Origin of the sequence: Nocardiopsis alborubida, assembly GCF_012396365.1 — a bacterium.
Taxonomy (GTDB): Bacteria; Actinomycetota; Actinomycetes; order Streptosporangiales; family Streptosporangiaceae; genus Nocardiopsis; species Nocardiopsis alborubida.
In genome coordinates, this window is record NZ_JAAXPG010000001.1 from 223071 (window position 1) to 236575 (window position 13505).

Consider the following 13505-nt stretch of genomic DNA (forward strand, 5'->3'; position numbering starts at 1 on the left):
GGTCAGGAGGTGTTCGGACGGTGCCCAACCCCCGTTCGGGAGGAGCGTCCCGAGGAGAGGCAGGACGTACCTACGTCGGCTGGCGGCACGCCGTGCTCCTGCCGCCTCCCGGACCGGCCCCGCGGAGGCCGACCCCGGCCGACGCCGAGACCGTCAGCGAGGAGTGGGTCGCCGCCCAGCGCGACAGCGAGGCCCAGACCAACCGGCCCCTCTACTTCGCCCTGGCCGGGCTCGCCCTCCTCGCCCTGCTGCTGCCGCTGCTGTGGACCCTGCGCATCCTTCCCGGCAGCTTCGCCCTCGGCGGCGTGTTCGCCTGCGCCGCCATCGCCGCGCCCATCGGCTTCGCCCTCGTCCAGAGCCGCCAGGTCGTCGCCGACCGGCTGGAGAGGGCCAGGGAACGCCTGGCCGCCGAACGCCGGGAACGCGACCGGGTCCTGCGCGAACAACAGCACGAGCACGCCCGCAGGTACACCGAGTGGCAGGCGGCCTCCCGGGCCTACGAGGCGCAGCCGCTCTGGTACGGGGTGACCGTCCCCGCCGACAGGAGCGCCGTCGTCGTGGTGGGCGGGGACGACGCCGGATGGTCGGCGCTGCTCGCCACCGTCGGCGTCTCCCGGCTGCGCGAGGGCGGCGACCTCACCGTGGTCGACCTCACCGGGCGCTCCGTGGCCCGCGAACTCGTCCGGCTGGCCCGCCGCTGCGCCGTCGCCCCGCGCCGGTGGGTGCTCCCCGCCGACCTGCCCCGGATGACCCTGGGCACCAACCTGGACGCCGGCCAGCGCGCGCGCATCCTCTCCGCGGTCGCGTCCGCCTCCGGAGGCGCCGCGGAGGCCGACGCCGACGAGACGCTCCTGCTCCGCCTGCTGGAGGTCCTGGGACCGCACGCCGGGATCGCCGAACTCATCGGGGGCCTGCGCGCCCTGCTCACCCCTGAGGATGACGCAGCCGAGGACGACCCCGCGCTCGCCCTGCTCACGCCGGGGCAGCGGACCCGGGTGCGCGAGCGCTGCGCCTACGGGCCGCGCATCGGGGAGCGGGCCTGGGAGCTGGAGCGCCGCCTCAGCCCCTTCGAGGCCGTCGGCACCCGGGCGGACGACAACGACTACGCGCAGGTCAAGATCATCTCCACCGACCGGGCCTCCGGCGAGACCGCCGCACGCGTCTACGGCACCTACGCCGTGTCCGCGCTCAGCGAGCTGCTGGAGGCGCCCGAACCCAGGAACGCGGACGGCGTGCGCCCCCGCGTGCGCCCGGACCGGACCCGCACCGTCGTGGTCTGCGGCGCCGAGTCCCTTCCCGAGGACGAGGTCGACCAGGTCCTCTCCGCGGCCGCCGACGGCGGGGTCGAGGTGGTCCTGATGTTCCGCACCGCGGTCTCCGCCGCGCTCGCCCGGTTCTCCGACCCCGCCTGCCTGCCGGTGGTGATGCGCCAGGACGGGGATCGGGCGGAGGCCGTCGGGCGTGCCGTGGCCGCCGTGCCCGGTGTCACCGGGCACGGTTCCAGCGGGCTGCGGGTGCACCGCCTCACCGAGGTGATCGGCGAGGCCGTGGGCGGTGCGGCCACGGGTGAGCCGGAGGACCCCGACGCCGAACTGGAGGCCGACGACCGGTTCTTCCCCTCCCCGCACACCGAGTCCGGCGCGGTGATCCGCAACGCCGCGGCGGCGGTCGCGCCCCTCGACCTCGTCCGCCATGTGAGATCCGCCACCGCCTGGGGGCGGGCCACCGTCCAGGAGGCCGGTACCGGTGGGTCCGCCGCAGTCGGGGACGGCGGCACGGCCCCCGGCCGCCCCTGCGGTCTGGACGCCGAGTCGCTGCGCGGGCTCCCCGCCACGGCCGCCGTGGTCCTGACCGCCGACGGTCCCGTGCTGGCCGACACCAACCCGGGTATCCTCACTCTGTCCACAGCCACACTCGCCACGGTGGACGACTCTCGGAACGCCGGTAACACACCGGGCGTTGGAGACGGTGGCGCCGCGGCCGGAGCCGCGAGGGGCCGCGGTACCGCAGGCGGCCGCCCCCGCGTGCCGACCGCGGATCCCACCGCCCCGACCGACACACCCGACGGCACCGCCGCCGCGGACGGGTCTCCCGCGCCGCCGGGGGCCGTCGACGAAGGGGTGCCGCCCAACCTGGGGCCGCCGCCCGAGAGGTTGGACTGGCGGGTCTGACCCCGGGTGGACACTAGGCTTGGCCCGACACACCGCCCGCCGCCTCCCAGGAGCGAACGGCGCGGGCGGTCCAGCACTTACTGGAGAGTAGATGAGCGAGCTTCCCCTGCGCGCCCAACTGGCATCGGTTCTGGGAAGGAGCGCGGCCAGCCTGTCCCGTGCCACCGGACGCGGAGACGGCTCCGTCATCGGCGGCCGGGTGGCGCTCAAGGTCGAACCCGACCTGCTCGCCAAGCTCGCCCGGGGGCGCAGGCTCACCCTGGTCAGCGCCACCAACGGCAAGACCACCACCACCAGGCTCATCTCGCACGCCCTGCGCGAGTTCGGCGACGTGGCCACCAACGAGCACGGCGCGAACATGCCCACCGGGCACATCACGGCGCTGTCGGACAACCAGTCCGCCGTCAACGGCGTGCTGGAGGTGGACGAGAAGTACCTCCCGCAGGTGCTGCTCGCCACGCAGCCCGCGTTCGTGGTGCTGATGAACCTCAGCCGTGACCAGATGGACCGCGCCTCCGAGATCAACCTGCTCGCCAAGAAGTGGCGCCTCGCGCTGGGCAAGAGCAACGCCCACGTCATCGCCAACGCCGACGACCCGCTCGTGGCCTGGGCGGGCCTGGGCGCGCCCAACGCCACCTGGGTGTCCGCGGGACAGCGCTGGAAGGAGGACTCCTGGTGCTGCCCCGAGTGCGGCGGCCACCTCAAGCGCGACGTGGACCCGTACTGGGCCTGCCCCGAGTGCGGACTGACCCGCCCCTCGACCACCTGGGCCGTGGACAACGCCTCCGACTCCCTCGTCACCCCGGAGGGGCAGAGCATCAAGCTGCGGCTGAACCTGCCCGGTGACGCCAACCGCTCCAACGCCGCGATCGCCGCCGCCACCGCCGCCGGGTACGGCATCCACCCCGAGCGCACCGTGGAGCGGCTGCGCGAGATCACCTCCGTCGCGGGCCGCTACACCTCCGTGGTGACCATGGGCGTCGAGGTGCGGCTGCTGCTCTCCAAGAACCCCGCCGGATGGCTGGAGTCCTTCGCCGTCCTCGACCCGCCCCGCACCCCGGTGATCCTCTCGGTCAACGCGCAGGTCCCCGACGGCAAGGACACCTCCTGGCTGTGGGACGTGGACTACACCGTCCTTCGCGGTCGCCGCGTGTTCGTCATGGGCGAGCGCCGCACCGACCTCGCGCTGCGCCTGGAGACCGACGGCGTGCGGTTCGAGGTGGCCGACCGGGTCGACGAGGCCCTGGGCCGCATCAAGGCCGACCAGCCCGAAATCACCAAGGTCGACCTCATCGCCAACTACACCGCCTTCCAGCAGATCCGCACGGCGTACGGCCGCGTCCAGTAGGGAGACCACCCATGACGAACACCAGCGCCCTGCGGATCGTGTGGATCTACCCCGACCTGCTGAGCACCTACGGGGACCAGGGCAACGTCCTGATCCTCAAGCGCCGCGCCGAGCTGCGCGGCATCCCCACCGAGATCGTGCACGTCCACTCCAGCGACTCCGTTCCCGAGCAGGGCGACATCTACCTGCTCGGCGGCGGCGAGGACCGGCCGCAGATCCTGGCCGCCGAGCGCCTGCGCGCCGACGGCGGCCTGGCCCGCGCCGCCGCCCGCGGCGCCTGCGTCTTCGCGGTGTGCGCCGGATACCAGATCATCGGCGAGACCTACGGCGACGACGAGGCCAACCCGCTTCCCGGCGTGGGCATCATCGACATCCGCAGCGGCCGCGGCCAGACCCGCGCGGTCGGCGAGATCGTCGCGGACGTGGACCCGGCCCTGGGCGTGGGACGGATCACCGGCTTCGAGAACCACCAGGGCCGCACGGCCATCGGCCCCTCGGCCCGGCCGCTGTCCACCACGGTGCGCGGCATCGGCAACGACGACCGCACCGAGGGCGCCTACCAGGGCCAGGTGCTGGGCACCTACCTGCACGGCCCGGCCCTGCCGCGCAACCCGGAGCTGGCCGACCTCCTGCTGCGCTGGCGTGTGGGCCAGGTGGCCCCGCTCGCCCCCTCCTGGGGTGAGCGCCTGCACGACGAGCGCCTCGCCGCCGCCATGCGCTGACACCGCGTCCCGAGGGGCCCGACGGGTACGTCCCGACGGGCCCCTCGCGTCCTCCCGTATGGAATGAACTCCGGGACGTGACCGCTGTTGTGTGTATGAAGGCAATCGCACTACAGCAGTACGGATCGGTCGACGACCTCGCCCTGGTGGACCTTCCCGACCCGAAGGTCGCCCCGAGCGAGGTCCTCATCCGGGTACGGGCCGCGGGGGTCAACCCGGTGGACTGGAAGCTCGCGGCGGGCGGTTTGGACGCCCTCATCGAGGCGGACTTCCCGCTCGTCCCCGGCTGGGACGTCGCCGGTGTCGTCGAGGCGGTCGGACCCGACGCGCACGAGTACGAGGTCGGTGACGAGGTCTACGGCTACGCCCGCAAGGACTGGGCCAAGAACGGCACCTACGCCGAGCTGGTGTCGGCCAGCGTGCGCATGCTCGCGCCCAAGCCGGAGTCGCTGAGCTGGCAGGAGACCGCCGGCGTCCCGCTGGCGGGCCTCACCGCCCTCCAGTCACTCGAACGGGCGGGGGTCAGCTCCGGTGACACGGTGCTCGTCCACGCCGCGGCTGGCGGTGTCGGAGCGTTCGGCGTCCAGATCGCCGTCGCCCGCGGCGCACGCGTCATCGGTACCGCCAGCGAGCGCAACCACGACTTCCTGCGCTCCCTGGGCGCCGAGCCCGTGGTCTACGGGGACGGCCTCGTCGACCGGGTCCGTGCCCTGGCACCGGAGGGCGTCGACGCGGTGCTCGACTTCGTCGGCGGGGGAGTGGCCGAGGAGTCACTGCCGCTGGCGGGCGGCCCCGCACGGATCGTGTCCATCGCCGACCCGAACGTCCAGGAGCTGGGCGGGCACTGGCTGTGGGTGCGCCCGGACTCCGAGGGCCTCGCCGAGCTGGCACGCCTGGCCGACGACGGCAGACTCACCGTGCACGTGGACCGCGAGTTCCCGCTGTCCGAGGCGGCCGAGGCCTGGCGCCTGAGCCAGGCCGGACGCACCCGGGGAAAGATCGTCCTCACCGTCTGATCGGCCCCGATCCGCCCGAGGGGCCCGGCCGCACCGGCCGGGCCCCTGTCGTCAGCGACATCTCCGCTTTCAGCCGGGGGCGAGACCAGGAAGGCGCTGGCCGGGCGGGGCCATCTGGCCCCACCAGGCAGAAGGCGCCCCGGAGCGGAATGAACCGCGCGTGCCGTGCGTCACACCAGCATGAGCACCAGCGGCCGTCACCCACCACCGTCCAGAGGGCCCGGCTCCGTCGTACGGGCCCTGGCCGCACCCGTCGCCGTCCTCCTGGCCGGAGCCGGGTGCGTCGCCACCGTGGTCTCGTTGGAGAGCGCCCCGCTCCCCGAGGCCCGGTTGGTCCTGGAAGAGCCGGAACCCGGGCCCGGCACCGCCCAGGAGCCCGCCACACCGGATCCATCGGCGCCGGACCCCCCGGCACCGGGTCCCGCCACGCCGAACCCGGCCCCACCGGACCCTTCCGCACCTGACCCCACCGCGCCCGAACCCGGGCCCGGGCAGGAGGAACCGCCCGCGGGCGAGGCGGACCCCGACCCGCAGTCGGTACCGCCGGAGTCCTACAACGGGGCCTCCGCCGTCTTCGACACCTTCCTGGTGGAGGTGGAGGCGGCCTACACCGACACCACCGTCACCGACGGGATGGGGTCGTCCACCACCGCGCCCCCGGACTCCGAGTTCCACGTCTACCGGCTCGACGTCACCAACCAGGGATCCGCGCCCGCGGTCTTCGACAGCTACGGGACCATCGGCGTGACCACCGAGGGCCTGGAGTACGCCAACGACGTCGACGCCGAGATCGTCGTGGCGTGGGACTACTTCTGGGACGAGATCAACCCGGGGGAGAGCGTCACCACCCACATCCTGTTCCTGGCGCCGACCGGGACCGAGTTCGCCGAGGTCCACATCGGCGGACGCGGCCTCCTCGAACCCGCCTAACGCGGACGGCGGCGCAGCTCGATCTTGGCGTTGGCGCCCGTGTCGGGGTCCACCACGACCTCCTGCCCGGCGGCGATGCCGTCCACCACCAGGTCGGCGTCGGTGGGAGCCGCGCGCTTGACCACGCCCAGGGCGATCGGCCCCAGCTCGTGGTGGCGGGCCGACGTGCCCACCCGGCCCACGGAGCGCCCGTCCAGCTCGATGGAGGCACCCACCTCCGGCAGGCGCTCGGCGGTGCCGTCCAGGTGCAGCATGATCAGTCGCCGCGGCGGACGGCCCAGGTTGTGCACCCGCGCCACCGTCTCCTGACCCGGGTAGCAGCCCTTCTCCAGGTGCACCGCGCGGCCCACCCAGTCCACCTCGTGCGGGATGGTGCGCTCGTCGGTGTCCAGTCCCGCGCGCACCCGGTGCTCCGCGATCCGGTTCGCCTCGTGGGCCCACATGCCCGCCGGGCGCACCCCGGCCGCCGTGAGCGCCTCGGCGGCCCCGACGAGCCGTTCGGCGGGCAGGAACAGGTCGGTCTCGCCCTCGGCCGCGCGCACGGGCACGTCACCGAGCGACGCGGCCTCCACGGCCTTGGCGCGGTCCGGGCCGAGCACGCTCAGCACCGCGTGGGAACCGCTCAGGTCCTCCACCTCGACACGCAGCATGAACCGCATCGAGTCGAGGAACCCCGCCAGCTCCGCGCCGCCCTCCGGCTCGGTGTGGATCCAGGTGGCCTCGCCGTCGTCCACCAGCGACAGGTGGTGCCGCAGGTGCCCCTTGGTGTCCAGGACCAGCGCCTCGGTGGCGGTCCCCGGGGCCAGGCCCCGGGTCAGCTGGCTGGTGAGGTCGTTGAGCCAGCCCAGGCGGTCGGGGCCGGTCACCCGCACCACGCCCCGGTTGCTCCGGTCGACCCACGCGCTCGAACGTTCGATGGCGCGTCCCTCGTGCGCGGGGTCGCCGTAGTGCGCGGCGACTCCGGCGTCGGGGGACTCGGCGCTCACGGCGCCCGGTGTGCTCAGCAGCGGCGAAGTCATACCGCCGAGACTAGTCGCCCCGCCAAGAGGTCGGAAACGCCGTCCCCACCTGCGGTTTCGCGCACAGAAAAAACATTTGCCCCGCCTCCGGCACGGGACGTAGTGTCGGAGGCACGCAAGAAAGGAGGTGGTCCAAGAGATGGTTGATCTTAGGACTGGCGAGGTGGCCGTCCGCTAGGACGACGCTCGCGTTCGCGCGACGTCGTTCGCAGCGAATCCCAGACGGACACCCGGACCCCGGGCCGCCGGAACTCGTCCGACCGGCCCCGCCCCAGCGGCGGGAGCAGCCCGGGGTCTGCCCGTGCCCGGGCCCGGCTACTTCGCGCCGACCCTCTTGAGCTGTGCCGACATGTACGAGCGCAGACTGTGGCCGCGCGCGGCCAGGTCCCAGGCGTATCCCAGCGTCTCCCGGTTGTCGCCGAACAGGCCGTACAGCCGGTGCGAGGCGGTCGCGTCGATCCCGGTCTCGGTGTGCACCACCGCGTCGGTGGACATCTCCACCCGGTTCGCGAACACGTTGCCCAGGTACACCTCGTTGAAGCCCTCGGGGTGCGCGATCAGCACCTCCAGGTGCACGACGGGCTCGCCCTCCTCGGGCTCCGCGCCCGTCTCGGGCCGCACCCGCCAGTACCCCGACTCCTCGGTGACCAGCTCACCGCGGGTGCCCTCCGGGGTCATCCGCCAGGCCCTGCTGGTGAAGGTCAGGTAGGGCAGGCCCGCGTTGTGCGCGAACTCGATCTCCTGGCCGAACTGGAACTCCTCCACGTCGGCGTAGCCGGCGACGCCCACGCCCTCCCAACGGCCGAGCAGGAAGGACAGTTTCGCCAGATCGGGGTGTACGTCAGCGTCCATATCCCCAGAGCGTAGCGGCGGCTGGAGGCGGCGGTGACCGCCGACGGCGCACCGTGGCGACCGCCACTCCCCGGCCCCGGTCTGGACATGCCCAATTGGCCCCGCTTTCCCGGAGAACTGGTAAAGATTGTCAGCAGCGCGGTGCGGCCACGGGGCGTGTTCTGCCGACCGCGCCTAGACCTCCGACGCGTTTTCCAAAGGGGCGGCCTGTGTTACTGGTGATCGGTTCGGCGCTGCTCGTGGCCGCGGTGGTCCTCCTCCCCCTGACCGTGATCGCCCTGCGGCGCTGGCTGCGCCAGCGGGGACTGGCCCAGCTGCGCCCGGGCGTGCTGGCGGCCAACGAGGGGCAGCGCGTCACGCTCACCGGCGTCGCGGCCCCCGGTCCCGACGGCCCCCTCTCCTCCGGTCTGGCCGGTGCCGAGTGCGTCTGGCACGGCCACGAGGTGCTGCGCCACTACTGGCCCCTCAACCGCGACCCGGTCGAGGGCGCGGTCCGCGAACGGGCCTGCGACTCCATCGCCGACTACGGTTCCGAGGACCTGTTCGGCATCGTCGCCGAGGGCCGCCCCGGCGACGGCAACCGGATCTTCGTCGACCCGGGCGACACCGAGCCGCGGGGCGCCGAGTTGTGTCTCAAGCGCGTGGTGGGCCGCCCGCAGCCGGGTGTGGCCTCACCCGCGGACGACCTGCTGCCCCGCGTGCGCGGCCGCATCTCGGGAGTCTTCCGGGGCGAGACCATCGAGTTCGAGTACCGGGAGTGGGTGATCCGGCCGGGCGCACGCATCCGCGTCACGGGCCGGGTCCAGGTGCGCGAGGGCCGCGTGGTCCTGGCCGCCTCCGAGGACGGAGCGCTCAGCATCGAGCACGGTGTGGACGACCAGCCGGTGCGGATCTCCCCGCGCCGCACCGAGGCCCTGGTGCTCACCGTCGCCCTCGCGGTCTGCTCGATCGCGGGCGCGGTGCTGACCGCGGCCGCGCTCTGAGTAGGCTGGCGGGCATGTCTCGTTCCTTGGTGATCAAGGTCACCGCCGGGGAGGACGATCCCGAGCGGTGCAACCAGGCGTTCACGGTGGCCGCCGCCGCCCTGGCCAGCGGCGTCGGGGTCTCCCTCTGGCTGACCGGTGAGTCGGCGTGGTTCGCGGTCCCCGGTCGTGCCGAGCGGTTCTCCCTCCCGCACACCGCCCCCCTCAAGGACCTGCTCGACGCGGTGCTCGCCGCGGGTCGGGTGACGGTGTGCACCCAGTGCGCCGCCCGACGCGACCTGACCGGGGACGACCTGATCGAGGGCGTGCGCATCGCCGGGGCGCCGTCCTTCGTCGAGGAGGCCGTCCAGGAGGGCGCGCAGGCCCTCGTCTACTGAGGCGTCCGGCGTCGTCCACAGGCCGCGACCGGCTCTGCGCGAATCCCGTGCACGGCCCCGGCCTGGCAGAGGGGGAGGCCCGGCCTCCGCCCGCCTCGGCATGCCCCGCGCTGCCGGGCCCCGGACCCCGGCATCCCCGCCCGACCCCGGACAGCGGTGTGCCCGCACCACCGACGGTGGCGCGGGCACAAGAGCGGAGGGGAGCTTCGGCGTCCTACTTCTTGCCCTGGTTGGCGACGGCCTCGATGGCGGACTTGGCCGCCTCCGGGTCGAGGTAGGTGCCGCCGGGGTTGGTCGGCTTGAACTGGTCGTCCAGGTCGTAGCGCAGCGGGATGCCCGTCGGGATGTTCAGTCCGGCGATGTCGGCGTCGCTGACGCCGTCCAGGTGCTTGACCAGCGCGCGCAGCGAGTTGCCGTGCGCGGCGACCAGCACCGCCTTGCCCGCGGCCAGGTCCGGCACGATCGAGTCGTACCAGTACGGCAGGGCGCGCTCCAGCACGTCCTTGAGGCACTCGGTGCGCGGCAGCAGCTCCGGCGGCAGTTCGCCGTAGCGGACGTCACCGGCCTGCGAGTAGGTGTCGCCGTCCGCGATGGGCGGCGGCGGGGTGTCGTAGGAGCGGCGCCAGATCATGAACTGCTCTTCGCCGTACTCCTCGCGCGTCTGCGCCTTGTCCTTGCCCTGCAGGGCGCCGTAGTGGCGCTCGTTGAGGCGCCAGGTGCGCTCGACCGGCAGCCAGTGCAGGTCGGCGGTCTCCAGGGCGAGGTTCGCGGTGCGGATCGCACGCTTGAGCAGGGAGGTGTAGACCACGTCCGGCCGTACGCCGGCCTCCTTGAGCAGCTCGCCGCCCCTGCGGGCCTCCTCCTCACCCGTCGCGGACAGGTCCACGTCCACCCATCCGGTGAACAGGCCCTTCGCGTTCCAGACGCTCTCACCGTGTCGCAGCAGTACCAGAGTTCCCATGGGGGCAAGCCTAGCCACCCGGGTGCCGCGCTCGGGCGTCCGCCCGCCCGCTTGCGGGGTGCGGACGGGACCGAGGCGGCCTACCCCTCGTCCCGGGGCTCGACCAGGTGCGCGAACGCCCGAAGGTTGCGCATGTCGTGGCCGCGCTCGGCGCGCCAGCGCCACTCCTTGCGGATGGCCGACGCGAACCCGCGCTCCAGCGCGCCGTTGAAGTTCTCGTCCGAGTAGGTGAGCACGCATCCCAGCAGCCGGTCGACCTCGTCCGGGGTGACGCCCTCCAGCGGCAGGCGGCCGCGGACGTAGACGTCGCCGGCCTCGTCCGCGACGAAGGCCATCCCGTACATGTCGGCGCTGCGGCGCATCAGCCACAGGTAGAAGTCGGCGTGGTTCTCGTCGGGCTGGCGGCAGAAGAACGACGTCAGGGTGAGGCTGTGCGGCCCCACCTCCAGCCACACCAGGGTCTTGAGCTTGGCCTTCCCCGGCAGCGTGACCAGGAACGACCCCTCGCGGGGGCGCTCCACCTCCAGCCCGGCCTCCGCCACGGCCGAGGAGATCGCCTTGGCCGCGGCGTCGCGGGCGGCGTTCCTGTCCACAGCGTCCCTGTCCACCTCGTACGTCCCCTCCTCCTCGGTCACCGGCACGCCGCCAGGGGCAGCTCGCGGGGGGCGGTGCTCGCCCGGTACACGTCCAGCAGTTCGTCGACGGTCCGCGACCAGCCCAGGGTGGCGGCGTGCTCGGGTGCCGCCGTCGCCAGCTTGGCACGCCACGCCGGTTCGGCGATCATCCGGTGCAGCTCGGCCGCGTAGTCGTCCGGGTTGTGCCCCCGCACCAGGACCCCGGAGATCCCGTCCGCCACGGCCGTGGTCAGGCCGCCCACGCGCGCGGCCAGGACCGGGGTGCCGCACGCCTGCGACTCCACCGCCACCAGGCCGAACGACTCCGAGTAGGACGGCACCACGGTCACCGCGGCCGCGCGGTAGTAGTCGGCCAGCCGCTCGCGGCTCTGCGGAGGCTCGATCCGCACCACGTCCGCCACGCCCAGGGAGCGGGCCAGGTCGGTGAGCATCCCGGGCTCGCGCATCCCGCCGCCCGACAGGCCGCCGACCACACCCACCACCAGGCGCGAACGCAGCGAGGGGTCGCGCTCCAGCAGCGCGGCTGCGGCCCGGATGAGCACGTCGGGGGCCTTCAACCGCTGCACGCGCCCCACGAACAGCAGGAGTTCGGTACCCGCGGGCAGCCCGATCCGCGCCAGCGCGTCCCGGCGCGAACCGGGGCTGAACACCTCCAGGTCCACGCCCGGGGGGATGACGCTGATCTGGCCGTCGCGGGCGCCGTAGTGCTCCCGGAGCTGGCGGGCCTCGTCGTCGGTGTTGGCGATGAGCCGGTCGGCCTGGCGGACCAGCTGGTCCTCCCCGCGCAGCCGCGCCTCGGGCTCGGGGGCGTCACCTTCGGCCAGGGAGGCGTTCTTCACCCGTGCCATGGTGTGCATGGACTGCACCAGGGGCACGCCCCAGCGTCGGGCGGCCACCACACCGGCCTGGCCGGACAGCCAGTAGTGCCCGTGCACGAGGTCGTAGTGGTCGGGCTCGTTCTGCGCCTCGGCCCGCAGCATCCCGAAGATGAACGGACACAGGTGCTCGGCGAGGGCGGTCTTGTCCAGGTGGCCGTAGGGCCCGGCGGGCACGTGCCGCACGTTCACACCCGGGGCGAGTTCCACCACCGGGGGAAGGTCGGCCCGGGTCGCGCGGGTGAACACGTCCACGGCCACGCCGCGTTCGGCCATGCGCCGGGCCACCTCGACCACGTACACGTTCAGGCCTCCGGCGTCGCCGGTGCCGGGCTGGTCGAGCGGGGAGGTGTGCAGACTGACGGTCGCGACCCGGGACGGGACCGCCGTCTGCTCTCCCACGGGAACGATTCCAGACACCGGAGGTCCCTTCAGGTCGTGTGCGCAGCCGCTGTCGTCAACAGCGACGAAGGTACACACTGTTCCCCGCTGGTCCGTGCGAGGGGGCCGGGTGTGCGCACCGCGTGACCTACGGTGCCGAGGTCCAGCCCGAGACCAGGAAGTCGACGGCGTCGGCGAAGGAGCGCTTCCAGGTGGTGAAGTCGTGGCCTCCGTGCGGGTGGAGCGTGGCGACCGTCATACCGTGTTCGGTGAGCAGGCCGGAGAAGCGCTCGGCCTCACCGTGGATGCTGCCCTCCTGGAGCGGGGTGTGGTCCTCGGTGCCCTCCACCAGCATGAACCTGAGGTCGCGCACCTCCTCGGAGCCGAGCAGCCGGTCGGGGGAGTGCGGCTCGGTGTCGCCGCCGAAGACGCCGTGCGGATCGTCCACCCGGAAGTACCCGGCCCAGGACACCACCTGGGTGTAGAGGTCGGGGTTGCGCAGCGCCAGCGCCGCCGCCCCGTACCCGCCCATGGAGAACCCGCCGACGGCGCGCAGTTCGCGGGGGCGCGTGTGCTCGCCCTCGACGGCCTCAACGGCCGCGCCGGTGACGAAGCTCTCCAGCGCGAACCCCCCGTCGGCGGCGTCGCCCCACTCGGTGGTGGAGCCACCGCTCTCCTGGCCGTAGGGGGCGGCGATGACGAACTCGACCCCCGAACGGCACATCTGCCGGTCCAGGAGCGCACCGATGTCCTCGTCCATGAGCGTCTCGTGGGTGGAGGCCGACCCGTGCAGCAGGTAGAGCACGGGCAGGTTCGCGCTGTCGGGGCCCGAGGGGCGCCGGATCCACAGGGGGCGGCCGCCCTCGGGCGCGCCGGTGTCGGGCAGGGTGACGACCTCGTCCCTGCCGGGTGCGGCGCAGGCCGCGACCTGTCCGGGACGGGGCAGGAGCGCGGAGGCGGAGGGCTCCTGGCGCGGGGAGAAGCGCGTCTGGCTGTCGGCCAGCCGGGGCTCGGGGTCCAGGCCGGATTCGAGCCGCTCGGTCAGCTCCTCGGGCGGGACCGTGGCCAGCGTCGCGGCTGCCGTGGCGACCACGCAGGAGGAGGCGAGCACGAAGGCCCGCCTGGAGAAGGACGCGAACACACCGAAACCTCAGGGTCGGGTCAGCGGCACCCTGTCGGGGGACCGGAGGAACGTCACTGAGTGTAATGTGCCATGTGTGCCCGGTCGCGGAACG

Annotated in this window: 13 protein-coding genes; 7 read left to right on the plus strand and 6 right to left on the minus strand. The window is 73.4% G+C overall.

The genetic code is table 11. The features are described 5' to 3' along the window. Window positions 1–20: 20 nt before the first annotated feature. The 5 genes from HGB44_RS01075 (at window position 21) to HGB44_RS32360 (ending at window position 6187) form a co-directional block, all read left to right on the plus strand. On the plus strand, window positions 21–2171 hold the full coding sequence (locus HGB44_RS01075; RefSeq protein ID WP_394327814.1) for a hypothetical protein: 2151 nt from the start codon (window positions 21–23) through the stop codon (window positions 2169–2171). Between the two features lie 91 nt (window positions 2172–2262). Next, entirely contained in the window at window positions 2263–3519 is a 1257-nt protein-coding gene (locus HGB44_RS01080) for a MurT ligase domain-containing protein (protein ID WP_168443874.1), read from the plus strand. Between the two features lie 11 nt (window positions 3520–3530). Then, window positions 3531–4241 carry a type 1 glutamine amidotransferase gene (locus HGB44_RS01085; RefSeq protein ID WP_061083269.1) on the plus strand — a complete coding sequence of 237 codons (711 nt, stop codon included), beginning with the start codon at window positions 3531–3533 and terminating at the stop codon, window positions 4239–4241. A 95-nt stretch (window positions 4242–4336) separates the two neighbouring features. Further along, complete coding sequence (locus tag HGB44_RS01090; protein WP_061083268.1) at window positions 4337–5257, plus strand: NADP-dependent oxidoreductase; 921 nt, start codon at window positions 4337–4339, stop codon at window positions 5255–5257. Between the two features lie 165 nt (window positions 5258–5422). Further along, the gene (locus HGB44_RS32360; protein WP_168443875.1) at window positions 5423–6187 is read left to right on the plus strand and encodes a DUF4352 domain-containing protein; all 765 of its coding nucleotides are present in this window, start codon (window positions 5423–5425) and stop codon (window positions 6185–6187) included. Here HGB44_RS32360 and ygfZ read toward each other — a convergent pair. Together ygfZ and HGB44_RS01105 are read right to left on the minus strand one after the other, a co-directional pair. Beyond that, window positions 6184–7206, minus strand: a complete 1023-nt coding sequence (ygfZ, locus tag HGB44_RS01100) for a CAF17-like 4Fe-4S cluster assembly/insertion protein YgfZ (RefSeq protein WP_061083266.1) — start codon at window positions 7204–7206, stop codon at window positions 6184–6186. The two genes, HGB44_RS32360 and ygfZ, sit on opposite strands and share 4 nt — an antisense overlap. Before the next feature lie 315 nt (window positions 7207–7521). Continuing rightward, the gene (locus HGB44_RS01105; RefSeq protein ID WP_061083265.1) at window positions 7522–8058 is read right to left on the minus strand and encodes a nitrobindin family protein; all 537 of its coding nucleotides are present in this window, start codon (window positions 8056–8058) and stop codon (window positions 7522–7524) included. Window positions 8059–8267: 209 nt separating this feature from the next. On the opposite strand from HGB44_RS01105, the gene HGB44_RS01110 reads away from it, so the two are divergent. Both HGB44_RS01110 and HGB44_RS01115 read left to right on the plus strand, forming a co-directional pair. Next, window positions 8268–9041 carry a GIDE domain-containing protein gene (locus HGB44_RS01110; protein ID WP_061083264.1) on the plus strand — a complete coding sequence of 258 codons (774 nt, stop codon included), beginning with the start codon at window positions 8268–8270 and terminating at the stop codon, window positions 9039–9041. Window positions 9042–9055: 14 nt separating this feature from the next. After that, the gene (locus HGB44_RS01115; protein WP_061083263.1) at window positions 9056–9418 is read left to right on the plus strand and encodes a DsrE family protein; all 363 of its coding nucleotides are present in this window, start codon (window positions 9056–9058) and stop codon (window positions 9416–9418) included. A 214-nt stretch (window positions 9419–9632) separates the two neighbouring features. On the opposite strand, the gene HGB44_RS01120 is transcribed toward HGB44_RS01115, so the two are convergent. The 4 genes from HGB44_RS01120 to HGB44_RS01135 form a co-directional block, all read right to left on the minus strand. Beyond that, window positions 9633–10379 carry a phosphoglyceromutase gene (locus HGB44_RS01120; protein WP_061083262.1) on the minus strand — a complete coding sequence of 249 codons (747 nt, stop codon included), beginning with the start codon at window positions 10377–10379 and terminating at the stop codon, window positions 9633–9635. Window positions 10380–10459: 80 nt separating this feature from the next. Next, on the minus strand, window positions 10460–10972 hold the full coding sequence (locus HGB44_RS01125) for a YbjN domain-containing protein (RefSeq protein ID WP_061083271.1): 513 nt from the start codon (window positions 10970–10972) through the stop codon (window positions 10460–10462). Window positions 10973–11010: 38 nt separating this feature from the next. Next, a complete protein-coding gene (gene mshA, locus HGB44_RS01130) occupies window positions 11011–12309 on the minus strand; it encodes a D-inositol-3-phosphate glycosyltransferase (protein WP_061083261.1) in 1299 nt (432 codons plus the stop codon). Between the two features lie 109 nt (window positions 12310–12418). Further along, window positions 12419–13411 (minus strand): alpha/beta hydrolase, encoded by a 993-nt coding sequence (locus HGB44_RS01135; RefSeq protein ID WP_061083260.1) that lies wholly within the window; start codon window positions 13409–13411, stop codon window positions 12419–12421. Between the last annotated feature and the right edge of the window lie 94 nt (window positions 13412–13505).

Bases quoted from the DNA above. Each gene is read 5' to 3' on its own strand.
- HGB44_RS01080 (WP_168443874.1), top strand. From the start codon at position 2,263: ATGAGCGAGCTTCCCCTGCGCGCCCAACTGGCATCGGTTCTGGGAAGG.
- HGB44_RS01085 (WP_061083269.1), top strand. From the start codon at position 3,531: ATGACGAACACCAGCGCCCTGCGGATCGTGTGGATCTACCCCGACCTG.
- HGB44_RS01090 (WP_061083268.1), top strand. From the start codon at position 4,337: ATGAAGGCAATCGCACTACAGCAGTACGGATCGGTCGACGACCTCGCC.
- ygfZ (WP_061083266.1), bottom strand. From the start codon at position 7,206: ATGACTTCGCCGCTGCTGAGCACACCGGGCGCCGTGAGCGCCGAGTCC.
- HGB44_RS01105 (WP_061083265.1), bottom strand. From the start codon at position 8,058: ATGGACGCTGACGTACACCCCGATCTGGCGAAACTGTCCTTCCTGCTC.
- HGB44_RS01115 (WP_061083263.1), top strand. From the start codon at position 9,056: ATGTCTCGTTCCTTGGTGATCAAGGTCACCGCCGGGGAGGACGATCCC.
- HGB44_RS01120 (WP_061083262.1), bottom strand. From the start codon at position 10,379: ATGGGAACTCTGGTACTGCTGCGACACGGTGAGAGCGTCTGGAACGCG.